This window comes from Klebsiella sp. LTGPAF-6F (assembly GCF_001753185.1).
In the GTDB taxonomy this organism is placed as follows: domain Bacteria; phylum Pseudomonadota; class Gammaproteobacteria; order Enterobacterales; family Enterobacteriaceae; genus Klebsiella; species Klebsiella michiganensis.
In genome coordinates this window covers 4,542,245-4,567,644 of record NZ_CP017450.1, presented here as the reverse complement: position 1 = coordinate 4,567,644, position 25,400 = coordinate 4,542,245, and the positions used below count along the sequence as shown (strand labels likewise).

26 protein-coding genes are annotated in these 25,400 nt (G+C 60.0%); 23 read left to right on the top strand and 3 right to left on the bottom strand.

Features of this window, described 5'->3' with window-relative positions; translation table 11 throughout:
- Positions 1–48 precede the first annotated feature (48 nt).
- A complete protein-coding gene (locus BJF97_RS21235) occupies positions 49–1,116 on the top strand; it encodes a DUF1176 domain-containing protein (RefSeq protein WP_032693170.1) in 1,068 nt (355 codons plus the stop codon).
- On the opposite strand, the gene tkt is transcribed toward BJF97_RS21235, so the two are convergent.
- Entirely contained in the window at positions 1,085–3,079 is a 1,995-nt protein-coding gene (gene tkt / locus BJF97_RS21230) for a transketolase (RefSeq protein ID WP_014230336.1), read from the bottom strand. The genes BJF97_RS21235 and tkt overlap by 32 nt on opposite strands.
- A gap of 289 nt (positions 3,080–3,368) precedes the next feature.
- Here tkt and maeB point away from each other — a divergent pair, with 289 nt between their 5' ends.
- From maeB to eutR, 18 genes are all read left to right on the top strand, one after another.
- Complete coding sequence (gene maeB, locus BJF97_RS21225) at positions 3,369–5,648, top strand: NADP-dependent oxaloacetate-decarboxylating malate dehydrogenase (protein WP_004853066.1); 2,280 nt, start codon at positions 3,369–3,371, stop codon at positions 5,646–5,648.
- A gap of 159 nt (positions 5,649–5,807) precedes the next feature.
- A complete protein-coding gene (gene eutS / locus BJF97_RS21220; RefSeq protein WP_004123425.1) occupies positions 5,808–6,143 on the top strand; it encodes an ethanolamine utilization microcompartment protein EutS in 336 nt (111 codons plus the stop codon).
- A 12-nt stretch (positions 6,144–6,155) separates the two neighbouring features.
- Positions 6,156–6,635 (top strand): ethanolamine utilization acetate kinase EutP, encoded by a 480-nt coding sequence (gene eutP, locus BJF97_RS21215; RefSeq protein ID WP_032693119.1) that lies wholly within the window; start codon positions 6,156–6,158, stop codon positions 6,633–6,635.
- On the top strand, positions 6,613–7,305 hold the full coding sequence (gene eutQ, locus BJF97_RS21210) for an ethanolamine utilization acetate kinase EutQ (protein WP_032693118.1): 693 nt from the start codon (positions 6,613–6,615) through the stop codon (positions 7,303–7,305). Before eutP ends, eutQ begins: the two co-directional genes overlap by 23 nt.
- Positions 7,302–8,105, top strand: a complete 804-nt coding sequence (gene eutT, locus BJF97_RS21205) for an ethanolamine utilization cob(I)yrinic acid a,c-diamide adenosyltransferase EutT (protein WP_032693116.1) — start codon at positions 7,302–7,304, stop codon at positions 8,103–8,105. Before eutQ ends, eutT begins: the two co-directional genes overlap by 4 nt.
- Positions 8,102–9,118, top strand: a complete 1,017-nt coding sequence (pta, locus tag BJF97_RS21200) for a phosphate acetyltransferase (protein ID WP_032693114.1) — start codon at positions 8,102–8,104, stop codon at positions 9,116–9,118. The genes eutT and pta overlap by 4 nt, the downstream gene beginning before the upstream one ends.
- Before the next feature lie 41 nt (positions 9,119–9,159).
- Complete coding sequence (gene eutM, locus BJF97_RS21195) at positions 9,160–9,450, top strand: ethanolamine utilization microcompartment protein EutM (RefSeq protein ID WP_000387720.1); 291 nt, start codon at positions 9,160–9,162, stop codon at positions 9,448–9,450.
- 114 nt (positions 9,451–9,564) lie between these two features.
- Entirely contained in the window at positions 9,565–9,852 is a 288-nt protein-coding gene (eutN, locus tag BJF97_RS21190) for an ethanolamine utilization microcompartment protein EutN (RefSeq protein WP_032693111.1), read from the top strand.
- Positions 9,853–9,863: 11 nt separating this feature from the next.
- On the top strand, positions 9,864–11,267 hold the full coding sequence (locus BJF97_RS21185) for an aldehyde dehydrogenase family protein (RefSeq protein ID WP_032693110.1): 1,404 nt from the start codon (positions 9,864–9,866) through the stop codon (positions 11,265–11,267).
- A gap of 10 nt (positions 11,268–11,277) precedes the next feature.
- Positions 11,278–12,117, top strand: a complete 840-nt coding sequence (gene eutJ / locus BJF97_RS21180; RefSeq protein WP_032693109.1) for an ethanolamine utilization protein EutJ — start codon at positions 11,278–11,280, stop codon at positions 12,115–12,117.
- Entirely contained in the window at positions 12,107–13,294 is a 1,188-nt protein-coding gene (eutG, locus tag BJF97_RS21175; RefSeq protein ID WP_032693107.1) for an ethanolamine utilization ethanol dehydrogenase EutG, read from the top strand. The genes eutJ and eutG overlap by 11 nt, the downstream gene beginning before the upstream one ends.
- Positions 13,295–13,488: 194 nt before the next feature.
- A complete protein-coding gene (gene eutH, locus BJF97_RS21170) occupies positions 13,489–14,721 on the top strand; it encodes an ethanolamine utilization protein EutH (RefSeq protein ID WP_032693104.1) in 1,233 nt (410 codons plus the stop codon).
- Positions 14,718–16,121 (top strand): ethanolamine ammonia-lyase reactivating factor EutA, encoded by a 1,404-nt coding sequence (gene eutA / locus BJF97_RS21165; protein WP_032693102.1) that lies wholly within the window; start codon positions 14,718–14,720, stop codon positions 16,119–16,121. The genes eutH and eutA overlap by 4 nt, the downstream gene beginning before the upstream one ends.
- 11 nt (positions 16,122–16,132) lie before the next feature.
- Complete coding sequence (eutB, locus tag BJF97_RS21160; RefSeq protein WP_032693100.1) at positions 16,133–17,494, top strand: ethanolamine ammonia-lyase subunit alpha; 1,362 nt, start codon at positions 16,133–16,135, stop codon at positions 17,492–17,494.
- A gap of 20 nt (positions 17,495–17,514) precedes the next feature.
- Positions 17,515–18,408 carry an ethanolamine ammonia-lyase subunit EutC gene (eutC, locus tag BJF97_RS21155; protein ID WP_032693169.1) on the top strand — a complete coding sequence of 298 codons (894 nt, stop codon included), beginning with the start codon at positions 17,515–17,517 and terminating at the stop codon, positions 18,406–18,408.
- 9 nt (positions 18,409–18,417) lie between these two features.
- Positions 18,418–19,077 carry an ethanolamine utilization microcompartment protein EutL gene (eutL, locus tag BJF97_RS21150; RefSeq protein WP_004853042.1) on the top strand — a complete coding sequence of 220 codons (660 nt, stop codon included), beginning with the start codon at positions 18,418–18,420 and terminating at the stop codon, positions 19,075–19,077.
- Between the two features lie 10 nt (positions 19,078–19,087).
- Positions 19,088–19,570 (top strand): ethanolamine utilization microcompartment protein EutK, encoded by a 483-nt coding sequence (gene eutK / locus BJF97_RS21145; RefSeq protein ID WP_014230327.1) that lies wholly within the window; start codon positions 19,088–19,090, stop codon positions 19,568–19,570.
- 48 nt (positions 19,571–19,618) lie between these two features.
- The gene (gene eutR / locus BJF97_RS21140) at positions 19,619–20,671 is read left to right on the top strand and encodes an HTH-type transcriptional regulator EutR (RefSeq protein ID WP_032693167.1); all 1,053 of its coding nucleotides are present in this window, start codon (positions 19,619–19,621) and stop codon (positions 20,669–20,671) included.
- Positions 20,672–20,785: 114 nt separating this feature from the next.
- Here the strand turns inward: eutR and hemF are convergent, their stop codons facing one another.
- Both hemF and amiA read right to left on the bottom strand, forming a co-directional pair.
- The gene (hemF, locus tag BJF97_RS21135) at positions 20,786–21,685 is read right to left on the bottom strand and encodes an oxygen-dependent coproporphyrinogen oxidase (protein WP_014839170.1); all 900 of its coding nucleotides are present in this window, start codon (positions 21,683–21,685) and stop codon (positions 20,786–20,788) included.
- Complete coding sequence (gene amiA / locus BJF97_RS21130; protein WP_004870750.1) at positions 21,685–22,560, bottom strand: N-acetylmuramoyl-L-alanine amidase AmiA; 876 nt, start codon at positions 22,558–22,560, stop codon at positions 21,685–21,687. Before amiA ends, hemF begins: the two co-directional genes overlap by 1 nt.
- Before the next feature lie 211 nt (positions 22,561–22,771).
- Between amiA and BJF97_RS21125 the strand changes: the two genes are divergently transcribed.
- The 4 genes from BJF97_RS21125 to BJF97_RS21110 all read left to right on the top strand — a co-directional run bounded on the left by BJF97_RS21125 (position 22,772) and on the right by BJF97_RS21110 (position 25,265).
- Positions 22,772–23,197, top strand: coding sequence for a GNAT family acetyltransferase (locus tag BJF97_RS21125; RefSeq protein WP_004853033.1), 426 nt, complete (start codon positions 22,772–22,774; stop codon positions 23,195–23,197).
- Positions 23,184–23,633 carry a DUF2919 domain-containing protein gene (locus tag BJF97_RS21120; RefSeq protein WP_004853030.1) on the top strand — a complete coding sequence of 150 codons (450 nt, stop codon included), beginning with the start codon at positions 23,184–23,186 and terminating at the stop codon, positions 23,631–23,633. The genes BJF97_RS21125 and BJF97_RS21120 overlap by 14 nt, the downstream gene beginning before the upstream one ends.
- Positions 23,634–23,696: 63 nt before the next feature.
- A complete protein-coding gene (locus BJF97_RS21115; RefSeq protein ID WP_014839169.1) occupies positions 23,697–24,272 on the top strand; it encodes an RpoE-regulated lipoprotein in 576 nt (191 codons plus the stop codon).
- Positions 24,273–24,365: 93 nt separating this feature from the next.
- Complete coding sequence (locus tag BJF97_RS21110) at positions 24,366–25,265, top strand: Dyp-type peroxidase (protein ID WP_032693095.1); 900 nt, start codon at positions 24,366–24,368, stop codon at positions 25,263–25,265.
- Positions 25,266–25,400 lie beyond the last annotated feature (135 nt).

The following is a 25,400-nucleotide window of genomic DNA, read 5'->3' as shown; positions in this document are numbered from 1 at the left end:
GTGAACATAGCCGCTGTGTATGGCGTTTTCTCCGGGGTTGTGCCGCTCATGTTGCATCGGGTTATTTTGTTTCTGCTTTTCGGTTTACTGCCGACGTCGCTGGTGCGGGCGGCGCCGGCACAACAGCTCTTCAATGACTGGCAGGTAACCTGCAACAATCAGAACTTCTGCGTGGCCCGCAACGTCGGGCTGCATCACGGCCTGGTCATGACCCTCACCCGCAGCGCCGGGGCGGCCACCAGCGCCAGCCTGCGCATTGAACTCGGCGGCGTGGGCAACCCGGTCGCGGCGCTGGCGCCGATTGCGCCGCGTCTTCGCCTCGATGGTAAACCCCTGTCTCTGGGCGATAAACATTGGCAGATCGCCGACAAACTGCTTGAAACCGACGATAGTGTCACCATTGATGCCTTTCTGCAGCAGGTGCAGGCAGCAAAGGCGATAACCCTTGAAAATGGCCTGCAGGCCATCTCTTTACAGGGGCTGAAAGCCGCCCTGCTGTTTATCGATAGCCGGCAGAAGCGCGTGGGGAGCGAAACCGCGTGGGTAGGGAAGGGGGAAGAGCCGCCGCTCAGCGTTCCGCCCGCCCCGGCGCTGCGCTCGGTGGCGAGAATCGACGTGGCGGAGTCCCCCCTCAGCCGCGATGAACTTAACGATCTCATGGATTATGGCAACGAGCGCATGAACAGCAGCGCCTGTTCGCTGGATCCGTTTCGCCGCGAGGTGCGGGTTGCCGCGCTGACCGACGATAGGGTGCTGCTGATGACCAGCTGCGAAGCGGGCGCCTACAACACCATTTGGCTGGCCTGGCTGGTGTCGCGCCAGCGGCCGTATATTGCTCATCCGGTACGGCTCACTCTGCCTTTCCAGCCCCCCGGCGACGGGCCGCGCGATGTCGAACTGGTAAACGCCCGCTACGACGATCGACGCCAGGAACTGGTGACGCTGGATAAAGGGCGCGCGCCCGGCGACTGCGGGACGCAAACGCGCTGGCGCTATGACGGCCAGCGGTTTAGCCTGGTACGCTACGCGCGGCAGCCGCAGTGCGATAACTGGCAGGGGCCAGACGCCTGGCCCACGCTATGGGTTACCCGTTCAGTACCTCGTCCCCTACGGTAACGATATGCTCAACGGTAAAGCCGAAGTAAGGGAAGAGCTTATCCGCGGGGGCCGATTCACCGTAGCCGGTCATGCCGACGATTTTGCCTTTTAGCCCCACATACTTATACCAGTAGTCGGCGATGCCGGCCTCAACCGCGACGCGGGCGCTGACGTCCGACGGCAGGACCGATTCCCGGTAGGCTTCCTCCTGGGCATCAAACACGTCGGTCGATGGCAGGGAAACCACGCGCACGTTCACCCCTTTGGCCAGCAGCTTCTCCGCCGCCAGCACGGTGATCTCGACTTCCGAACCGGTAGCTATCAGGATCAGGTCCGGCTTGCCGCCAGCGTCCTTCAGCACGTAGCCGCCGCGGGCGATATTCTGTACCTGCTCCGGCGTGCGCGCCATTTGCGCCAGATTTTGCCTTGAGAGGATCAGCGCCGTCGGCCCGCTGTGACGTTCGACCGCCAGCTTCCACGCCACCGCGGCCTCCACCTGATCGCACGGTCGCCAGGTGCTGAAGTTTGGCGTCAGGCGCAGGCTGGCCAGCTGTTCTACCGCCTGGTGCGTCGGACCATCTTCGCCGAGACCGATGGAGTCGTGGGTATAGACCATAATTTGCCGCGCTTTCATCAGCGCCGCCATACGCGCCGCGTTGCGGGCATATTCGACGAACATCAGGAAGGTGGCGGTATAGGGGACAAACCCGCCGTGATGCGCGATGCCGTTGGCGATGGCCGTCATCCCGAACTCGCGTACGCCGTAGTGGATATAGTTACCCGCCGGATCCTCTTTCAGCGAAGTCGACCCTTTCCAGATGGTCAGGTTGCTGGGCGCGAGGTCAGCGGAGCCGCCCAGCAGTTCCGGCAGATGCGGGCCGTAGGCATCGAGGGCATTTTGCGAAGCCTTGCGGGTGGCGATTTTCGCCGGGTTAGCCTGCAGATCGGCAATATACTTCCGCGTCGTTTCATCCCACGACTCAGGCAGTCCGCCGCTCATGCGCCGCGTAAACTCCGCCGCCAGCTGCGGATGGGCCTGCTGATAGGCGGCAAACTTCTCCTCCCAGCTTTTCTGCGCCTTTTGTCCCTTTTCACGCGCGTCCCAGGCCCGGTAGATCTCTTTCGGGATCTCAAACGCCGGGTGATGCCAGCCCAGCTGCTGGCGCGCCAGCGCCACTTCCTGTTCTCCCAGCGCGGCGCCGTGGGCCTCTTCTTTCCCGGCTTTATTCGGCGAACCAAAGCCTATCACCGTACGGCAGATAATCAGCGAGGGTTTGTCCTTCACGCTCTGGGCTTCCAGAATCGCTTTCTTCACGGCTTCGGGGTCGTGGCCGTCAATTTCATGCACCACATGCCAGTGATAGGCCTCAAAGCGTTTTGCCGTGTCATCGGTAAACCAGCCTTTGGTTTCGCCATCAATGGAAATGCCGTTGTGGTCGTAGAAGCCGATCAGCTTGCCCAGCCCTAACGTCCCCGCCAGAGAGCACACTTCGTGAGAAATCCCCTCCATCAGGCAGCCATCGCCCATAAACACGTAGGTGAAGTGATCGACGATCTCATGGTCTGGCTGATTAAACTGGGCCGCCAGCGTGCGCTCGGCGATAGCCAGGCCCACGGCATTTGCCAGTCCTTGCCCCAGCGGACCGGTGGTGGTTTCCACTCCCGGCGTATAGCCAATCTCCGGGTGGCCCGGGGTTTTTGAATGCAGCTGACGGAAGTTTTTTATCTCTTCGATGGGCAGGTCATAGCCCGTCAGATGCAGCAGGCTGTAGAGCAGCATCGACGCGTGGCCGTTGGAGAGAATAAAGCGGTCGCGATCGTACCATTGCGGGTTTTCAGGATTGTGCTTGAGGAAATCGTTCCATAGCACCTCGGCGATATCGGCCATACCCATTGGCGCGCCGGGGTGGCCGGAGTTGGCTTTCTGGACTGCATCCATACTCAGGGCGCGGATGGCGTTGGCTAGTTCTCTACGGGACATAATGTGCTCCTGAAACAATAGGTTACATGAGTTTTTATTGGATTAGGATAGAGAGGGTGATGAGTTGCATAACTAAAAAGCATAGCAGACGGGGCTATCCTTGCTTCTGAAACTAAGTTACATAAACAATATAAATCGATAACAAATATAACTTTGTTATGGCGAGAGTTTGGCGGTGTTCAAAGTTTACGAAGCCGTCAGGCGAGATACTAGGTGGCCCTTTAGGGTGAACACCAGGTACGCGATAACGTTTCACCCCCTACGATCGATACGTGAAAGGAACGATAAAATGGATGAGCAGTTAAAACAAAGCGCCCTTGATTTCCACGAATTCCCGGTCCCCGGAAAAATCCAGGTCTCCCCGACAAAACCGCTGGCTACCCAACGCGATCTGGCCCTGGCCTACTCGCCGGGCGTTGCCGCGCCCTGTCTGGAAATCGAGAAGGATCCGCTGGCAGCCTATAAATATACCGCGCGCGGCAACCTTGTGGCGGTGGTCTCCAACGGCACGGCCGTTCTGGGGCTGGGCAATATCGGCGCGCTGGCCGGTAAGCCGGTGATGGAAGGCAAAGGCGTTCTGTTTAAAAAATTCGCCGGTATCGATGTGTTCGATATTGAAGTCGATGAACTGGACCCGGACAAATTTATCAACGTCGTCGCGGCGCTGGAGCCGACCTTCGGCGGTATCAACCTTGAAGATATCAAAGCGCCGGAGTGCTTCTACATCGAGCAAAAGCTGCGCGAGCGCATGAATATTCCGGTTTTCCATGACGATCAGCACGGGACAGCGATTATCAGTACCGCGGCGATTCTTAACGGTCTGCGGGTGGTGGAGAAAAACATCTCCGACGTGCGGATGGTGGTCTCCGGCGCGGGCGCGGCGGCGATTGCCTGTATGAACCTGCTGGTGGCGCTGGGGATGCAGAAACACAACATCGTGGTCTGCGACTCGAAAGGCGTTATCTATAAGGGCCGCGAGCCGAATATGGCGGAGACGAAAGCGGCCTATGCGGTTGAAGACAGCGGCAAACGCACGCTGGATGACGTGATTGACGGGGCGGACATTTTCCTCGGCTGCTCGGGCCCGAAAGTGCTGACTCAGGAGATGGTGAAGAAAATGGCCCGCGCGCCGATGATTCTGGCGCTGGCTAACCCGGAGCCGGAGATTCTGCCGCCGCTGGCGAAAGAGGTGCGCTCCGACGCCATTATTTGTACCGGCCGCTCCGACTATCCGAACCAGGTGAACAACGTGCTGTGCTTCCCGTTCATCTTCCGCGGCGCGCTGGACGTCGGCGCAACGGCGATTAACGAAGAGATGAAGCTGGCGGCGGTGCACGCGATTGCTGAGCTGGCGCACGCTGAACAGAGCGAAGTGGTGGCCTCCGCCTACGGCGATCAGGATCTGAGCTTCGGCGCGGAATATATCATTCCGAAGCCGTTCGACCCGCGGCTGATCGTCAAGATTGCTCCGGCAGTGGCGAAAGCGGCGATGGACTCCGGCGTCGCGACCCGCCCGATCGCCGATTTTGATGCGTACATCGAGAAGCTCAGCGAGTTCGTCTACAAAACGAACCTGTTTATGAAGCCGATTTTCTCGCAGGCGCGCAAAGAGCCGAAGCGGGTGGTACTGGCGGAAGGCGAAGATACCCGCGTACTGCACGCGACTCAGGAGCTGGTCTCCCTTGGGCTGGCGAAACCGATTCTGATCGGTCGTCCCGGCGTCATTGAGATGCGCATCCAGAAGCTGGGACTCCAGATCAAAGCCGGGGTTGATTTTGAGATCGTCAATAACGAATCCGATCCGCGCTTCAAAGAGTACTGGAATGAATATTACACCCTGATGAAGCGCCGCGGGATCACCCAGGAGCAGGCGCAGCGGGCGGTGATCAGCAACACTACGGTCATTGGCGCGATCATGGTGCAGCGCGGCGAAGCCGATGCGATGATCTGCGGCACCATCGGTGACTATCACGAGCACTACAGCGTCATTCAGCCGCTGTTTGGCTACCGCGAAGGGGTTCATGCGGCCGGGGCGATGAACGCGCTGCTGCTGCCGAGCGGCAACACCTTTATCGCCGACACCTACGTCAACCACGATCCCTCGCCGGAGCAAATTGCCGAGATCACCCTGATGGCGGCAGAAACCGTTCGTCGATTCGGGATTGAACCGCGGGTGGCGCTGCTGTCGCACTCGAACTTTGGTTCCTCGGACTGCCCGTCCGCCAGCAAAATGCGTCAGGCGCTGGAGCTGGTGAAGGCGCAGGCGCCGGAGCTGATGATCGATGGCGAAATGCACGGCGATGCCGCGCTGGTGGAAAGCATTCGTAATGAGCGGATGCCGGACAGCCCGCTGAAAGGTTCGGCCAATATTCTGGTGATGCCGAATATGGAAGCGGCGCGTATTAGTTACAACTTACTTCGCGTCTCCAGCTCTGAAGGCGTCACCGTCGGACCGGTGCTGATGGGCGTCGCAAAGCCGGTGCATATCCTGACGCCAATTGCTTCGGTACGGCGTATCGTGAATATGGTCGCGCTGGCGGTTGTTGAAGCGCAAACTCAGCCGCTGTAATTTTTATTTAATTATTTCAGGCGCGGGAATTCTCCCGCGCTTTTTTATTTCTGTTTATAAGTGATCTATCTCACCTTTCAAATCAACTTGCCGAATTTTGTTATTTACTCCAGCGGAAACTTGTCACGATAAGCGCAAGTTTTAGCGGAGCGGTGAGCCATGGATAAAGAACGCATCATTCAGGAATTTGTACCCGGCAAGCAGGTGACGCTGGCGCATCTGATTGCGCACCCTGGGGCAGAACTGGCGAAAAAGATCGGCGTTCCCGAATCCGGCGCTATCGGCATTATGACCTTAACCCCTGGAGAAACCGCCATGATCGCCGGTGATTTAGCGATGAAGGCCGCCGATGTGCATATCGGTTTTCTCGACCGGTTTAGCGGCGCGCTGGTGATTTATGGCTCGGTCGGCGCGGTAGAAGAGGCGCTGCTGCAGACGGTGAGCGGGCTTGGCCGATTATTAAATTACACCCTCTGCGAGTTAACCAAAAGCTAATTAGAGGCGGCAATGAAACGTATTGCATTTGTCGGTACGGTGGGTGCGGGAAAAACAACGCTATTTAATGCGTTGCAGGGGAATTATTCCCTCGCGAGAAAAACGCAGGCCGTGGAATTTAACGAGAAAGGCGATATTGACACCCCGGGGGAATATTTCAGCCATCCGCGCTGGTACCACGCATTAATTACCACGCTGCAGGATGTCGATACGTTGATTTATGTCCACGCGGCAAATGATACCGAAAGTCGCTTACCCGCCGGGCTACTGAATATTGGCGCGAATAAACGACATATCGCCGCGATCAGCAAAACGGATATGCCGGACGCCGACGTCGCCGCGGTGCGGCAACTGCTGTACGGGATGGGGTTTCAGGAGCCGATTTTCGAACTCAACGCTCACGACCCGCAAAGCGTAGAGCATCTGGTGAATTACCTGAGTGAGCTCAGCCAAAAGGAGGAAGGGGCAGGTGAAGAAACTTATCACAGCTAACGATATTCGTGCGGCCCACGCGCGAGGCGAAGAGGAAATATCGGTTGTGCTGCGCGCCAGCATCATCACCCCGGAAGCCCGCGAAGTCGCGGAGCTGCTGGGCGTCGCCATCCAGGAGTGCGATGAATCCGCGCCAGAGCCGGCAGTCCCGGCGGCAGAGGAAAAAACCGAAAGCCAGCGCATTCGCGAAACCATTATCGCGCAGCTGCCGGAAGGGCAGTTTACCGAAAGCCTGGTGGCGCAGCTGATGGAAAAAGTGATGAAGGAGAAGCAGTCGCTGGGGATTGACGCGATGCAGCCCAGCTTTAAGGCGGTCACTGGTAAAGGCGGCGTAAAGGTCATTGACGGCAGCAGCGTGAAATTCGGCCGCTTCGACGGCGCCGAACCGCACCGCGTCGGCTTAACGGATTTGGTCACCGAGCAGGACGGCAGCAGCATGGCCGCCGGGTTTATGCAGTGGGAAAACGCCTTCTTCCCCTGGACGCTGAACTATGACGAGGTCGACATGGTGCTGGAGGGCGAACTCCACGTGCGCCATGAAGGTGAAACCATGGTGGCCAAAGCCGGGGACGTGATGTTTATCCCGAAAGGTTCGAGCATTGAATTCGGCACGCCGTCGACCGTGCGCTTCCTGTACGTCGCCTGGCCTGCGAACTGGCAATCGCTATGAAAGATTTTATTACCGAAGCCTGGCTCAGAGCGAACCATACGCTCAGCGAAGGGGCAGAAATTCATCTGCCCGCCGACGCCCGTCTGACGCCTTCGGCCCGGGAGCTGCTGGAAAGCCGCCGTCTGCGCATTAAGTTTCTCGACGAGCAGGGCAGCCTGTTTGTCGATGACGACGCGCAGCAGCCGCAGCCGGTACACGGTTTAACCAGCAGCGGTACGCATCCGCAGGCCTGCTGCGAGCTGTGCCGCCAGCCGGTAGACAAAAAACCGGACACCCTGACCCATCTGACGGCGGAAAAAATGGTCGCCAAAAGCGATCCGCGGCTGGGCTTTCGCGCCGCCCTCGACGCCACCATCGCCCTGGCGGTATGGCTGCAAATCGAACTGGCGGAGCCCTGGCAGCCCTGGCTGGCGGATATCCGCTCGCGCCTGGGCAATATTATGCGCGCCGACGCCGTGGGTGAACCGCTGGCGGCGCAGTCTATCGTCGGGCTGAACGAGGATGAACTGCATCGCCTTTCCCACCAGCCGCTGCGCTATCTCGACCACGATCATCTGGTGCCGGAAGCCGGCCACGGCCGCGATGCCGCGCTGCTCAATCTGCTGCGCAGCAAAATACGCGAAACGGAAACGGTCGCCGCGCAGGTCTTTATTACCCGCAGTTTTGAGGTCTTACGTCCGGACATTCTGCAGGCGCTCAACCGCCTCTCCAGCACCGTCTACGTGATGATGATTTTATGCGTGGCAAAGCATCCGCTAACCGTCAGCCAGATCCAACAGCGTCTGGGAGGTGAGCAATGATTATCCAACGCGCGCGTCAGCTGGCTTTGCGTTCGCCCGCCCGGGTGGTGTTTCCGGATGCCTTGGACATTCGCGTTCTTAAAGCGGCGCACTACCTCCAGCAGCAGGGGCTGGCAAAGCCGATTTTGATCGCCAGCCCCTTTGCCCTGCGCCAGTTCGCCCTCAGCCACCGCCTGCCGATGGACGGTATGCAGATCGTCGACCCGCACAGCAACCGGCAAATGCGCGAAGCGTTTGCCCGGCGCTGGCTGGATCGGGCCGGAGAAAAAACGCCGCCGGACGCGGAGGAAAAACTCAACGACCCGCTGATGTTTGCCGCCGCCATGGTCAGCGCCGGGAAGGCCGACGTGTGTATTGCCGGCAATCTCTCCTCGACGGCGAACGTGCTGCGCGCCGGATTGCGCATTATTGGCCTTCAGCCTGGCTGCAAAACGCTGTCGTCGATCTTTCTGATGCTGCCGCAGTACGTCGGACCGGCGCTGGGATTTGCCGACTGCAGCGTGGTGCCGCAGCCGACGGCGGCGCAGCTGGCGGATATCGCTATCGCCAGCGCTGAGACATGGCAGGCGATTACCGGCGAGGAGCCGCAGGTGGCGATGCTGTCTTTCTCCAGCAACGGCAGCGCCCGCCACCCCAACGTCGCCAACGTACAGCAGGCCACAGAGATCGTGCGTCAGCGCGCTCCGCAGCTGATGGTGGATGGCGAACTGCAGTTTGACGCCGCCTTCGTGCCGGAGGTCGCCGCGCAAAAAGCGCCCGCCAGTCCGCTGCAGGGGCGGGCCAACGTGATGGTTTTTCCATCGCTGGAGGCGGGCAACATCGGCTACAAAATCGCCCAGCGCCTGGGCGGCTATCGTGCGGTCGGGCCGCTGATTCAGGGGCTGGCCGCACCGCTCCACGACCTCTCCCGAGGCTGTAGCGTGCAGGAAATTATCGAACTGGCGTTAGTGGCAGCCGTGCCGCGCCGGAGTGACGTAAGCGGCGAGTACCGCTTACCCACGCAGGTTGAATGAACGGTCCCGTTCTGGACCCCCTTAAGTAAGAGGAAAACACAATGGAAGCATTAGGAATGATTGAAACCCGGGGCCTGGTTGCGCTGATTGAGGCCTCTGATGCGATGGTGAAAGCCGCGCGCGTGAAGCTGGTTGGCGTGAAGCAGATTGGCGGCGGTCTGGTGACCGCGATGGTGCGCGGCGACGTGGCGGCCTGCAAAGCCGCTACCGATGCCGGCGCCGCTGCGGCGCAGCGCATCGGCGAGCTGGTATCGGTGCACGTGATTCCGCGTCCGCACGGCGATCTGGAGGAGGTGTTCCCCATCAGTTTTAAAGGCGACAGCAACATCTGATGGTCGGGCCGGATAAGACGCGCCAGCGTTGCCCTCCGGCATTAACGCGCGCCATTGCCTGATGGCGCTGCGCTTATCCGGCCCACGACTTACCACGCAATTCAGGGAGGCGGTATGAAACTGGCAGTCGTCACGGGACAGATTGTCTGCACCGTCCGCCATCAGGGGCTGGCGCACGACAAGCTGCTGATGGTGGAGATGATTGATGCCGCGGGCAAGCCCGACGGGCAGTGCGCCGTCGCCATCGACAGCATCGGCGCGGGGCCCGGCGAATGGGTGCTGCTGGTGAGCGGAAGCTCGGCGCGACAGGCACACCGCAGCGAGGCGTCTCCTGTCGATTTGTGCGTCATCGGTATCGTCGATGAAGCGGTGACCGGCGGTCAGGTGATTTTCCATAAATAGGACTGAACATCATGAACCAACAGGATATTGAACAGGTGGTGAAAGCCGTACTGCTGAAAATGACGGCCAGCAGCCAGCCGGACAGCGCCGTTCATGAGATGGGCGTCTTTGCCTCCCTGGATGACGCCGTCGCGGCGGCAAAGGTGGCCCAGCAGGGGTTGAAAAGCGTGGCGATGCGTCAGCTGGCGATTCACGCCATCCGTGAGGCGGGCGAAAAACACGCCAGAGAATTAGCGGAGCTTGCCGTCAGCGAAACCGGCATGGGTCGCGTTGAAGATAAATTTGCCAAAAACGTGGCCCAGGCGCGCGGCACGCCGGGCGTGGAGTGCCTTTCTCCGCAGGTGCTCACCGGCGATAACGGCCTGACGCTGATTGAAAACGCGCCCTGGGGCGTGGTGGCCTCGGTCACCCCCTCCACCAACCCGGCGGCGACGGTAATTAATAACGCCATCAGCCTGATTGCCGCGGGCAATAGCGTGGTGTTCGCCCCGCATCCGGCGGCGAAAAGGGTTTCCCAGCGGGCGATTATGCTGCTCAACCAGGCGGTGATTGCCGCGGGCGGTCCGGCCAATCTGCTGGTCACCGTGGCGAACCCGGACATCGAAACGGCCCAGCGGCTGTTTAAGTACCCCGGTATTGGCCTGCTGGTGGTCACCGGCGGTGAAGCGGTGGTGGAGTCCGCGCGCAAGCATACCAATAAACGTCTGATTGCCGCCGGCGCCGGTAACCCGCCGGTAGTGGTCGACGAAACGGCCGACCTGGCGCGCGCCGCGCGGTCCATCGTCAAAGGCGCCTCGTTTGATAACAACATCATCTGCGCCGACGAAAAGGTGCTGATTGTGGTCGATAGCGTCGCCGACGAGCTGATGCGCCTGATGGAAGGCCAGCAGGCGGTGAAGCTCAGCGCGGCCCAGGCCGAGCAGCTTCAGCCGGTGCTGCTGAAGAATATCGATGAGCGCGGCAAAGGTACGGTCAGCCGTGACTGGGTGGGACGTGACGCGAGCAAGATTGCCGCCGCCATCGGCCTGAACGTGCCGCCGCAGACGCGCCTGCTGTTCGTGGAAACCCCGGCCAGCCATCCATTTGCCGTGACGGAACTGATGATGCCGGTGCTCCCTGTCGTACGGGTGGCCAGCGTCGATGACGCTATCGCGCTGGCGGTGCAGCTGGAGGGCGGCTGCCACCATACGGCGGCGATGCACTCGCGCAATATCGACAACATGAATCAGATGGCGAACGCCATTGATACCAGCATTTTCGTTAAAAACGGGCCGTGCATCGCCGGGCTCGGGCTGGGCGGAGAGGGCTGGACCACCATGACCATCACTACGCCAACCGGGGAGGGGGTGACCAGCGCGCGCACCTTCGTTCGCCTGCGGCGCTGCGTGCTGGTGGATGCCTTCCGAATTGTATAAGGGATGACTCATGGCACACGACGAACAACGTTGGCTCACCCCCAGACTGCAAAAAGCGGCCGCCCTGTGTAATCAGACGCCTGCCGCCAGTGAATCACCGCTGTGGCTGGGCGTGGATTTAGGCACCTGCGACGTGGTGTCGATGGTTGTCGACAGCGAAGGGCAGCCGGTGGCGGTGTGTCTGGACTGGGCTGACGTCGTGCGTGACGGCATCGTCTGGGATTTCTTCGGCGCCGTCACCATCGTGCGCCGCCATCTCGATACGCTCGAACAGCAGCTTGGCTGTCGCTTCAGCCACGCGGCGACCTCGTTTCCGCCGGGCACCGACCCGCGTATTTCGATCAACGTACTCGAATCTGCCGGGCTGGAAGTTAGCCACGTGCTGGATGAACCGACCGCGGTGGCGGATCTGCTACAGCTCGACAACGCGGGCGTGGTGGATATCGGCGGCGGCACCACCGGGATCGCTATCGTCAAACGGGGCGAGGTGACGTACTCCGCCGATGAAGCGACCGGCGGTCACCATATCTCCCTGACCCTCGCCGGTAACCGCCGCATGCCGCTGGAAGAGGCGGAGCAGTACAAGCGCAGCAACGCCCAGGAGATCTGGCCGGTGGTGAAGCCGGTATACGAAAAGATGGCCGAGATTGTTGCTCACCATATCGAAGGCCAGGGCATTGCTGATTTATGGCTGGCGGGCGGCTCCTGTATGCAGCCGGGCGTGGACGCGCTGTTTCGCAAGCGCTTCCCGGAATTACGGGTGCATTTACCGCAGCACAGCCTGTTTATGACCCCGCTGGCGATAGCCAGCAGCGGGAGAGATAAAGCGGAGGGAATCTATGCAAGCTGAACTGCAGACGGCGCTCTTTCAGGCATTCGATACCCTGAATCTGCAGCGGGTGAAAACCTTCAGCGTGCCGCCGGTGACGCTGTGCGGCCTCGGCGCGCTGAGCGCCTGCGGTCAGGAAGCGCAAGCGCGAGGCGTAAGCCATCTGCTGGTGATGGTCGACAGTTTCCTGCATCAGGCGGGAATGACCGCCGGGCTTGCGCGCAGCCTGGCGATGAAGGGGGTGGCGATGACCGTCTGGCCCTGTCCGCCGGGAGAGCCGTGCATTACCGACGTCTGCGCGGCGGTGGCGCAGCTGCGCGAATCGAAGTGCGACGGCGTGGTGGCCTTTGGCGGCGGTTCGGTGCTTGACGCGGCGAAAGCGGTCGCGCTGTTGGTCACCAACCCGGAGCAGACGCTCAGCGCGATGACGGAAAGCAGCGTACTGCGCCCGCGTCTGCCGCTCATTGCGGTGCCGACCACCGCCGGAACCGGCTCGGAAACCACCAACGTGACGGTGATTATCGATGCGGTCAGCGGGCGCAAGCAGGTGCTGGCCCACGCCTCGCTCATGCCGGACGTGGCGATTCTCGACGCCGCCCTGACCGAAGGCGTTCCGCCGCCGGTGACGGCGATGACCGGGATTGACGCGCTGACCCACGCCGTTGAGGCGTACAGCGCGCTCAACGCGACGCCCTTCACCGATAGCCTGGCGCTTGGCGCGATAGCGATGATCGGCCAGGCGCTGCCGAAGGCCGTGGGCTACGGCCACGACCTCGCCGCCCGCGAAAGCATGCTGCTGGCTTCGTGTATGGCGGGAATGGCCTTTTCCAGCGCGGGTCTTGGCTTGTGTCATGCGATGGCGCATCAGCCCGGCGCGGCGCTGCATATTCCACACGGGCAGGCCAACGCCATGCTGCTGCCGACGGTAATGCGGTTTAACCGCATGGTATGCCGCGAGCGTTTCAGCCAGATCGGCCGGGCGCTGACCGCTAAAAAAACCGACGACCACGAGGCTATCGCCGCCGTAGAGGCGCTGATCGCCGAAGTCGGCCTGAGCAAACGACTCTCTGACGCCGGGGCGAAGCCCGAACATTTCAGCGCATGGGCGCAGGCGGCGCAGGAGGACATTTGTCTGCGCACCAATCCACGCACCGCCACCCGGGAGCAGATTATCGAGCTGTACGCGGCGGCGCGCTGATGCGGCCATTTTCCCGGAGGCGTGTGGCTGTCCCGGCTCGCGCTGCGCTTAGCCGGGCTACAGGATCGCAGCCGTCTGCTATTCCGTAGCCCGGGTAAGGCGTTCACGCCGCGACCCGGGAAAGCCCCCGGAGCGCGGTTAATGCCCCGGCGTTCACAGTATCTACAAATCATAAATGACAGGGAGTAAAGGCTATGGGAATTAACGAAATCATCATGTACATCATGATGTTCTTTATGCTGATTGCCGCCGTGGACAGGATCCTGTCGCAGTTTGGCGGCTCGGCGCGCTTTCTCGGCAAGTTTGGCAAAAGCATCGAAGGATCCGGCGGCCAGTTCGAAGAGGGGTTTATGGCGATGGGCGCGCTGGGCCTGGCGATGGTCGGGATGACCGCGCTGGCGCCGGTACTGGCACACCTGCTCGGGCCGGTGATAATTCCGCTGTATGAAATGCTCGGCGCCAACCCGTCGATGTTCGCCGGAACGCTGCTGGCCTGCGATATGGGCGGCTTCTTCCTCGCCAAAGAGCTGGCGGGCGGCGACGTGGCGGCGTGGCTCTATTCCGGCCTGATCCTCGGGGCGATGATGGGGCCGACGCTGGTGTTCTCCATTCCGGTCGCGCTCGGCATCATCGAGCCCTCCGACCGCCGCTACCTGGCGCTGGGCGTGCTGGCCGGGATCGTCACGATTCCGATCGGCTGCATCGCCGGCGGCCTGGTGGCCATGTACTCCGGCGTGGAGATTAACGGACAGCCGGTGGAGTTCACTTTCGCGATGATCCTGATGAATATGATCCCGGTGCTTATCGTCGCGGTGCTGGTGGCGCTGGGGCTGAAGTTTATTCCGGAAAAAATGATCAACGGCTTCCAGATCTTCGCCAAATTTCTGGTGGCGCTGATCACCATCGGCCTGGCCGCGGCGGTCATCAAGTTCCTGCTCGGCTGGGATCTGATCCCGGGGCTCGACCCGATCTTTATGGCTCCCGGCGACCAGCCCGGCGAGGTGATGCGCGCCATTGAAGTCATTGGCTCGATCTCCTGCGTGCTGCTCGGCGCTTATCCGATGGTGCTGCTGCTGACCCGCTGGTTTGAAAAGCCGCTGATGCGCGTCGGTAATCTGCTGAAAATCAACAATATGGCTGCCGGCGGGATGGTAGCGACGCTGGCCAACAACATCCCGATGTTCGGCATGATGAAGCAGATGGATACCCGCGGCAAAGTCATCAACTGCGCGTTCTCCGTCTCCGCCGCTTTCGCGCTGGGCGACCACTTAGGCTTCGCCGCCGCCAACATGAACGCCATGATCTTCCCGATGATCGTCGGCAAGCTGATCGGCGGCGTCACCGCCATTGGCGTAGCGATGCTGCTGGTGCCGAAAGATGAAAACGCACCGGCGGCGGCGAAAACCGAAGCGGAGGCGCAATCGTGAAAACTCGCCAGCTGCTGAGCGTCGGTATCGATATCGGCACCACCACCACTCAGGTGATCTTCTCCCGCCTTGAGCTGGTTAACCGTGCGGCGGTGTCGCAGGTGCCGCGCTACGAATTCATCAAACGCGAAATTAGCTGGCAAAGCCCGGTCTTCTTTACCCCGGTTGATAAGCAGGGCGGTCTGAAGGAGGCCGAACTCAAGGCGCTGATTCTGGCGCAGTATCAGGCCGCCGGGGTTGCCCCCGAATCGGTGGACTCCGGGGCGATCATTATTACCGGTGAAAGCGCGAAAACCCGTAACGCCCGTCCGGCGGTGATGGCGCTCTCGCAGTCGCTCGGCGACTTTGTGGTGGCCAGCGCCGGGCCGCATCTGGAATCGGTGATTGCCGGTCACGGCGCCGGCGCGCAAACCCTTTCTGAACAGCGGATGTGCCGGGTGCTGAACATTGATATCGGCGGTGGTACTTCAAACTACGCGCTGTTTGAAGCGGGAAAAATCAGCGCCACCGCCTGCCTGAACGTTGGCGGGCGCCTGCTGGAGACCGACGGCCAGGGGCGGGTGGTTTATGCCCATCAGCCGGGACAAATGATCGTCGATGAGGTTTTTGGCGCAGGCGCCGATGCGCGCGCGTTGAGTGCTTCGCAGTTAGCGCAGGTGGCGCGCCGGATGGCGGAGCTGATCGTCGAAGTTATCGACGGCACGTTCTCTCCGCTGGCGCAACGGCTGATGCAAACCGGCCTGCTGCCCGCAGGCGCGGTACCCGAGGTGATAACCCTTTCCGGCGGAGTGGGCGAGTGCTACCGCAACCAGCCCGCGGATCCGTTCTGTTTTTCTGATATTGGGCCACTGTTGGCCACGGCGCTGCATGAGCATCCGCGGCTGCGGGAGATGAACGTGCAGTTCCCGGCGCAAACCGTACGCGCCACGGTGATTGGCGCCGGCGCGCACACGCTCTCGCTTTCCGGCAGCACCATCTGGCTGGAGGGGGTTCAGCTCCCGCTGCGCAATCTGCCGGTGGCGATCCCGCTTGATGAAGCCGATCTGCTGAGCGCCTGGCAGCAGGCGCTGATGCAGCTCGACCTGGATCCGGGATCGGATGCTTACGTGCTGGCGCTTCCTGCTTCGTTGCCGGTGCGCTACGCCGCCCTGCTGGTGGTGATTGACGCGCTACTGGCTTTTGTCGCGCGCTTTCCCAACCCGCATCCCCTGCTGGTGGTGGCCGAGCAGGACTTTGGCAAAGCGCTGGGCATGCTGCTGCGCCCGCAGCTGCAACAACTCCCGCTGGCGGTCATCGATGAGGTGAGCGTACGGGCGGGGGACTATATCGACATTGGTACGCCTCTTTTTGGCGGATCGGTTGTGCCGGTGACGGTGAAATCACTCGCATTTCCTTCCTGAGGGAACGACTTATGAAACTAAAGACCACATTGTTCGGCAATGTTTATCAGTTTAAGGATGTAAAAGAGGTGCTGGCTAAAGCCAACGAACTGCGTTCGGGGGATGTGCTGGCGGGGGTGGCTGCGGAAAGTTCGCAGCAGCGCGTGGCGGCGAAGCAGGTGCTCTCCGATATGACGGTCGCCGATATTCGTAACAATCCGGTGATTCCTTATGAAGAGGACTGCGTGACGCGCCTGATTCAGGATGACGTCAACGAAACCGCCTATCAGCGGATTAAAAACTGGACCATCAGCGACCTGCGCGAATACGTGCTTAACGATGAGGTCACCAGCGATGACATCGTGTTTGTGCGCAAAGGGCTGACCTCAGAAGTGGTGGCGGCGGTGGCGAAGGTCTGCTCCAACGCCGACCTGATCTACGGCGCGAAGAAAATGCCGGTGATTAAAAAAGCCAACACCACCATCGGCCTGCCGGGCACCTTTAGCTGCCGCCTGCAGCCGAACGATACCCGCGATGACGTGCAGAGCATTGCCGCGCAAATCTACGAGGGGCTCTCGTTCGGCGCGGGCGATGCGGTGATCGGCGTTAACCCGGTAACCGATGACGTAGAAAACCTGACCCGCGTCCTCGATACCGTCTACGGCGTTATCGACAAGTTTAATATCCCGACCCAGGGCTGCGTGCTGGCGCACGTTACCACCCAGATTGAAGCGATCCGTCGCGGCGCCCCGGGGGGGCTTATTTTCCAGAGCATCTGCGGCAGCGAAAAGGGGCTAAAAGAGTTCGGCGTGGAGCTGGCGATGCTCGATGAAGCGCGGGCGGTCGGCGCCGAGTTTAACCGTATCGCCGGGGAGAACTGCCTGTACTTTGAAACCGGGCAGGGCTCGGCGCTGTCGGCCGGCGCGAACTTCGGCGCCGACCAGGTGACGATGGAGGCGCGCAACTATGGCCTGGCGCGGCACTACGATCCGTTCCTCGTCAATACCGTGGTGGGCTTTATCGGGCCGGAGTACCTCTATAACGATCGGCAGATTATTCGCGCCGGTCTTGAAGATCACTTTATGGGCAAGCTGAGCGGCATCTCGATGGGCTGCGACTGCTGCTACACCAACCATGCCGACGCCGACCAGAACCTCAATGAAAACCTGATGATTCTGCTCGCCACCGCCGGCTGCAACTACATCATGGGCATGCCGCTCGGCGACGACATCATGCTCAACTATCAGACCACCGCGTTTCACGATACCGCTACCGTCCGTCAGCTGCTGAATCTACGGCCGTCGCCGGAGTTCGAACGCTGGCTGGAAACCATGGGCATTATGGCAAACGGTCGTCTGACCCAACGGGCGGGCGATCCGTCACTGTTCTTTTGATGACGCGGGGATGACACATGATGGATCAAAAGCAGATTGAAGAAATTGTACGTAGCGTGATGGCGTCAATGGGACAACCGCAGACGGCAGCAGCAGCGCCTGAGGCGACGGTGACGAAATGCGCCAGCCGGTGCGAGGTCGCCGCGGAGAGCTGCGCGCTGGATTTAGGTTCGCCAGAGGCGAAAGGCTGGATTGGCGTGCAGCAGCCGCATCGTGCGGAAGTGCTGGCCGAACTGAAGCGCAGCACCGCGGCGCGCGTGTGTACCGGCCGCGCCGGTCCGCGTCCGCGCACCCTCGCGCTGCTGCGCTTCCTCGCCGACCACTCGCGCTCCAAGGATACGGTGCTGAAAGAGGTACCGGAGGAATGGGTGAAAACCCAGGGATTGCTGGAGGTGCGCTCCGAAATTAGCGACAAAAACCTCTACCTGACGCGCCCGGATATGGGCCGTCGGCTGAGTCCGGAGGCGATTGACGCGCTGAAGGCGCAGTGCGTGGCGAATCCTGACGTTCAGGTGGTGGTATCCGATGGCCTCTCTACCGACGCGATTACCGTCAACTATGAAGAGATCCTGCCGCCGCTGCTGTCGGGCCTGAAGCAGGCCGGACTGAAGGTCGGTACGCCGTTCTTCGTCCGCTACGGGCGGGTCAAAATTGAAGATCAGATTGGCGAAATTCTCGGCGCGAAGGTGGTCATCCTGCTGGTAGGCGAACGTCCGGGGCTGGGGCAGTCGGAAAGCCTCTCCTGTTACGCCGTGTATTCGCCGCGCGTGGCGACCACCGTCGAAGCGGACAGGACCTGTATTTCCAATATTCACCAGGGCGGCACGCCCCCGGTAGAAGCCGCGGCGGTGATTGTCGATTTGGCCAAACGCATGCTGGAGCAGAAGGCTTCCGGCATCAACATGACTCGGTAAGGAGGCATCATGCCTGCATTAGATTTAATTCGCCCTTCGGTGACGGCCATGCGCGTGATTGCCTCAGTGAATGACGGCTTTGCCCGCGAGCTTAAATTACCGCCACATATACGTAGCCTCGGACTCATCACGGCGGATTCGGATGATGTGACTTATATTGCCGCTGACGAAGCGACAAAACAGGCGATGGTGGAAGTGGTCTACGGTCGTTCTCTTTACGCCGGCGCGGCCCACGGCCCTTCGCCAACCGCAGGTGAAGTGCTGATTATGCTGGGCGGCCCGAACCCGGCGGAAGTGCGCGCCGGTCTGGATGCGATGGTGGCGCATATCGAAACTGGGGCCGCGTTCCAGTGGGCCAACGATGCCGAAGATACGGCGTTTCTGGCGCACGTGGTGTCGCGTACCGGCTCTTATCTCTCGTCTACCTCCGGCATTGCGCTGGGCGATCCGATCGCTTATCTGGTGGCGCCGCCGCTGGAGGCGACCTTCGGTATCGATGCGGCAATGAAATCGGCCGACGTGCAGCTGGTGACCTACGTGCCGCCGCCGTCGGAAACCAACTATTCCGCCGCCTTTTTGACGGGAAGCCAGGCCGCCTGTAAAGCCGCCTGTAACGCCTTTACCGATGCCGTTCTGGATATTGCCCGTCATCCAATCCAGCGCGCGTAAGGGGGAAGCGATGATCAACGCCCTGGGATTACTGGAAGTGGACGGCATGGTGGCCGCCGTTGACGCGGCGGATGCGATGCTGAAGGCGGCCAACGTGCGGCTGCTCAGCCATGAGGTTCTTGACCCCGGCAGGCTGACGCTGGTGGTGGAAGGCGACCTGGCGGCGTGCCGGGCGGCGCTGGATGCCGGCAGCGCTGCGGCGCAGCGTACGGGGCGCGTTATCAGCCGTCGGGAGATTGGACGCCCGGAAGAGGATACCCAGCGGCTGATCGCCGGTTTTCAACGGCTGCCGCAAACGCCGGAGCCGCCGGTGGTCGTGGAATCCTCAGAACCCTTGCTGACGCTGCTCTCTTCGACGCGTCAGGGAATGACGGCAGGGGAGGTGGCCGCCCATTTCGGCTGGTCGCTTGAAGAGGCCAGGAAGGCGCTGGAGCAGCTCTTTTCTACCGGAGCGTTGCGTAAACGCAGTAGTCGCTATCGCTTAAAAAATTAACCAGTCGGAGGTGCCGGGAACGCGAAAGTGCTCCCGGTTTATCAGATCATGAAAAAGAAAAAACCGACCAACCTGCACCATCTTTATCATGAAGCATTACCCGAAGACGTTAAACTGACGCCGATGGTCGAGGTGGACAACGTCCATCAGCGGCGGACCACCGATGTCTATGAACATGCCCTGACGATTACTGCCTGGCAGCAGATTTACGATCAGCTGCATCCGGGGAAATTTCACGGTGAATTTACCGAAATCCTGCTCGATGATATTCAGGTCTTTCGCGAATATACCGGCCTGGCGCTGCGTCAGTCCTGCCTGGTGTGGCCGAACTCCTTCTGGTTCGGTATTCCGGCAGCCCGCGGCGAGCAGGGGTTTATTGGCTCACAGTGTCTCGGCAGCGCCGAAATCGCCACCCGACCCGGCGGCACCGAGTTTGAGCTCAGCACGCCGGATGATTACACCATTCTGGGCGTAGTGATCTCGGAGGATGTCATTTCCCGCCAGGCCAGCTTCCTGCATCACCCGGAGCGGGTGCTGCATATGCTGCGTAACCAGTCGGCGCTGGAGGTCAAAGAGGAGCACAAGGCGGCGCTGTGGGGCTTTGTGCAGCAGGCGCTGGCGACGTTTAGCGAGAATCCGGAGAACCTTCATCAGCCCGCGGTGCGTAAGGTGTTGGGCGATAATCTCCTGCTGGCGATGGGGGCGATGCTGGAGGAGGCGCAGCCGATGATTACCGCTGAGAGCATTAGCCACCAGAGCTATCGGCGTTTGCTTTCCCGGGCGCGGGAGTACGTGCTGGAGAATATGTCGGAGCCGCTGACGGTTCTCGATTTATGTCAGCAGCTGCACGTCAGCCGCCGTACGCTGCAAAACGCCTTTCACGCCATTCTGGGGATTGGGCCGAACGCCTGGCTGAAGCGCATTCGTTTAAACGCGGTGCGCCGGGAGCTGATTAGCCCGTGGTCGCAGAGCACGACGGTTAAGGATGCGGCGATGCAGTGGGGATTCTGGCACCTGGGCCAGTTCGCTACCGATTATCAGCAGCTGTTCGCCGAGAAACCGTCGCTGACGCTGCATCAGCGGATGCGGCAGTGGGCGTGATGACGATCTATTTAGCGGATGGCGATTCGCGCCGTCATCGCAGGCCTGATAAGCGTAGCGCCATCAGGCAAAACGGCGCCGTATCTGGCCTGCGAACCGCACCATCAGGCAACGTTAAACCCAATCGCGCACCTGAATAAACTCGCTCAGCGCCGCTTCCGGGCTGCCCGCTTCCGGCTGGTAGTCGTATTCCCAGCGCACCAGCGGCGGCATCGACATCAGAATGGATTCGGTGCGGCCGCCGGTTTGCAGGCCGAACAGAGTACCGCGATCCCACACCAGGTTGAACTCCACGTAGCGCCCGCGGCGGTAGAGCTGAAAAGCGCGCTCGCGCTCGCCCCAGACCCTCTCTTTACGCCGCTCGACAATGGGCAGATACGCATCGGTGAAGCCATTGCCCACCGCCTGCATAAAGTCGAAACAATGGTCAAAGTTCGGGGTATTCAAATCATCAAAAAACAGGCCGCCGATGCCGCGCTGCTCGTTACGATGCTTGAGGAAGAAGTAGTCGTCGCACCACTTTTTATAGCGCGGATAAACCTCTTCGCCGAAGGGCTGGCACAGGTCGCGGGCGGTGCGATGCCAGTGAACGGCATCTTCTTCAAAGCCGTAGTAGGGGGTTAAATCGAAGCCGCCGCCGAACCACCATACCGGCTCGGCGCCCGGTTTTTCCGCGATAAAGAAGCGCACGTTAGCGTGGCTGGTGGGGATATAGGGGCTGCGCGGGTGCACGACCAGCGAGACGCCCATCGCTTCAAAGCTGCGGCCCGCCAGCTCAGGGCGGTGCGCGGTTGCGGAGGCCGGCATCGCCTCGCCGTGCACGTGCGAAAAGTTAACGCCAGCCTGCTCAAAGATACCGCCATCGCGCAGCACCCGGCTGCGTCCGCCGCCGCCGCCTTCCCGCTGCCAGCTATCTTCGATGAATTCGCTGCCGTCAACGGCGCTGAGCTTTTGGCAGATAGCATCCTGGAGCTGGAGAAGGAAAGCTTTTACCTGGTGCGCATCGGGTCTCATTAACGTCTCTTCGAATGGGCTTTCTGGTTATCGAACCAGTGGAAATAGCTGATAATGCCGTTGGCAATCGCCGTGGCGATTTTCTGCCGGAACGCGGTGGTGCCGAGCAGTTTTTCTTCGTTCGGATTGGTAATAAACGAGGTTTCTACCAGAACCGACGGAATCGACGGCGATTTCAGCACCACAAACGCCGCCTGCTCGGTATTGCGGCTGTGCAGCTTATGCACCGGCTTGATCTTTTTCAGGATATGCGAACCGAGCGTCAGGCTGTTTTTGATGGTATCAGTTTGTACCAGGTCGAACAGCACTTGCTGCAATAGGTGGTCTTTATCCGTCGTTTTCTTGCCGGCCACTTCATCCGCCCGGTTTTCACGGTCCGAGAGATACTTTGCCATGGCGCTACTGGCGCCGCGGTTGGAAAGGGCGAAAACGGAGGCGCCGGCCGCGCTCGGGTTGGTGAAACCATCGGCGTGAATTGACATAAAAAGATCGGCGCCGTGCTGGTGGGCGATCTCCACCCGGTCATAGAGCGGAATAAAGGTATCGCCGCTGCGCGTCAGGCGCGCATCGATGCCGTTGCTGCGCAGAATGCTGCGCACGTTTTTAGCGATCGCCAGCACGACGTGCTTCTCTTTTGAACCGTTATGGCCGATAGCGCCGGTATCAATACCGCCATGGCCCGGGTCGAGCATCACGACGCGTTTGGCGCCTTTTTTCTTCGCTGCGGGTTTGCTGTGCCCATTGGATGTTTTCAATGGCTGTTGTTCTTTCGCGCTGGCCTGTGAGGCGATCCCTGAAAGCGTGATTGCTGCCAGCCCGGCTTTCAGCACCTGGCGGCGCGAAGCAAGTATTTTTAATGGTTTAAAAGTGCTCATTCGGCCTGAATTGCAAACAAGTGGTAACCAATGTTATATCGTATCGTCTTTTCTGATACGACCATTCAAAATAAGAATTGTTTTACTTTTCATTTCAATACATGACAAAGTCATAGTATGCCATTTTTTGCGGCTCATTGCGCCTGATATTGGCTATCGGGCACAATCACGCCATAATCTCTGTTTTTAACCGTCAATGGTGGGGAATACCATGGAGATACGCGTTTTTCGCCAGCAAGATTTCGAAGAGGTCATCACCCTGTGGGAGCGTTGCGATCTCCTTCGCCCATGGAACGATCCGGAAATGGATATTGAACGTAAGCTGAACCACGATGCCAGCCTGTTTCTGGTCGCCGAAGTTAACGGTGAAGTGGTTGGCACGGTGATGGGCGGTTATGACGGGCATCGCGGGTCTGCCTATTATCTTGGCGTGCATCCTGAATATCGCGGTCGCGGTATTGCTAATGCGCTGCTTAATCGGCTGGAGAAAAAGCTGATCGCCCGCGGCTGTCCGAAAATAAATATTATGGTTCGCGAAGATAATGATGTGGTGCAGGGGATGTACGAACGCCTTGGCTATGAGCATTCAGACGTGCTGTGCCTCGGCAAGCGCTTAATTGAAGATGAAGAATACTGAGTTTATCCCCGCCGATTTCGATACCCACGGCCGCCTGCGTTTGCCGTTTCTCTTTTGGTGCGTGCTGCTGCTTCAGGCGCGGACGTGGGTGCTATTTCTGATGGCCGGCGCGTCACGTCAGCAGGGCGACGCGCTGCTGAATCTGTTTTATCCGGACCACGATAATTTTTGGCTGGGATTGCTCCCCGGCATTCCGGCGGTGCTGGCGTTTATCATTAGCGGGCATCGTCAGCGCTTCCCCCGGCTCTGGCCCATGATGCGCTGGCTGCTGGTGCTTTCCCAGCTCTTGCTGTTGGTCTGGCAACCGCTGTTGTGGATGAGCGGCGAGTCGCCTTCGGCGGTGACCATCGGCCTGCTGGCGGCGGATCTTTACGCGCTCTGGTGGCTGTTAAGCAGCCGTCGGCTGAAAGCCTGTTTTCGCGAAGAACAGGTTTAACGGCACTTTTTGCCGATCGCGCACTCCAACTTGCGTTGAATACATCAGAAAGGACACTCAGTCATGAAATCGCTACGTTTACTTCTCTGCGCACTACCGCTGGCTTTAACCGGCTGCTCAACGATGAGCTCGGTGAACTGGTCGGCGGCTTATCCGTGGAACTGGTTTGGTTCCTCTATGGAGGTGAGCGAACAGGGCGTAGGCAACCTGACAGCGTCAACGGCGCTGAGCGAGCAGGCGATCGGCGACGCGCTCGGCAGCAGCTACCGCCTGCGCAGCGGCATGAAAACGGCTAACGGCAATATTGTGCGCTATTTCGAAGCGTTAAAAGATGACAAGGTCGCGCTGACCATCAACGGCGAGAGCGGGACTATTAGCCGCATCGACGTGCGCGATAGCAATATCAAAGCCGCCAGCGGCGTGAAAATCGGTACCCCGTTCAGCGATATCTACAGCAAAGCGTTTGGCAACTGCCAGAAAGGCAGCAACGATAACGGTGCCGTGGTGGAGTGCAAGGCCGAGGGTAGCCAGCATATCAGCTATGCCTTCACCGGCAACTGGAGCGGCCCTGAAGAGCTAATGCCCTCCGACGACACACTGAAAAACTGGAAGGTGAGCAAGATTATCTGGCGTCGCTAATTTGATCTGAAGTGATTCGGGGTCCTGAAAAAGCGGGTACAATAGCGCCTTAAAAAGCCACAGCGTTGTGGTTGTACTATTTCAGGAGGAGCGATGTCTCAGGTTCAGAGCGGCATTTTGCCGGAACATTGCCGTGCGGCGATTTGGATTGAAGCAAATGTCAAAGGCGATGTTGACGCCCTGCGCGAAGCCAGCAAGGTGTTTGCCGATAAGTTAGCCACCTTTCAGGTGAAATACCCGGAAGCGAAGCTGGGGGCGGTGGTCGCTTTTGGCCATAACGTCTGGCGTCAGCTAAGCGGTGGCGTCGGGGCTGAAGAGCTAAAAGACTTCCCGTCCTACGGCAAAGGTCTGGCCCCGGCCACCCAGTATGATGTGCTAATCCACATTCTGTCCGCGCAGCATGAGCTGAATTTTTCTGTCGCTCAGGCGGCCCTGTCCGCTTTTGGCGCAGCGATTGATGTCAAAGAAGAGATTCACGGCTTTCGCTGGATTGAAGAGCGCGATCTGAGCGGCTTTGTCGACGGTACTGAAAACCCGGCGGGGGAAGAGACCCGCCGTGAAGTGGCGGTGATTCAGGATGGCGTCGATGCGGGCGGCAGCTACGTATTTGTGCAGCGCTGGGAGCACAACCTCAAGCAGCTTAATCGCATGAGCGTTCCCGATCAGGAGATGATGATCGGCCGTACCAAAGAAGCCAACGAAGAGATTGACGGCGACGATCGTCCGGATACCTCTCACCTGAGCCGCGTGGATCTGAAAGAAGAAGGTAAAGGGCTGAAGATTGTGCGTCAGAGCCTGCCGTACGGTACCGTCAGCGGCACCCACGGCCTCTACTTTTGCGCCTACTGCGCGCGTCTGCACAATATTGAACAGCAGCTGCTGAGCATGTTCGGCGATACCGACGGTAAGCGCGACGCGATGCTGCGTTTTACCAAACCGGTGACCGGCGGATACTACTTCGCGCCTTCGCTGGATAGACTGCTGGCGCTGTAAGATCTCCTCCTGACCCTCTCCTGCGGGGAGAGGGAACCGTTCGGCGCGGCCGGCAGGCGTCGAACGTTTTCCGGTTCTGCATGCGTGATTCAGATAAGCTTTGCCATTCCCTTATTCTCTTTTCGACTTCCAAAT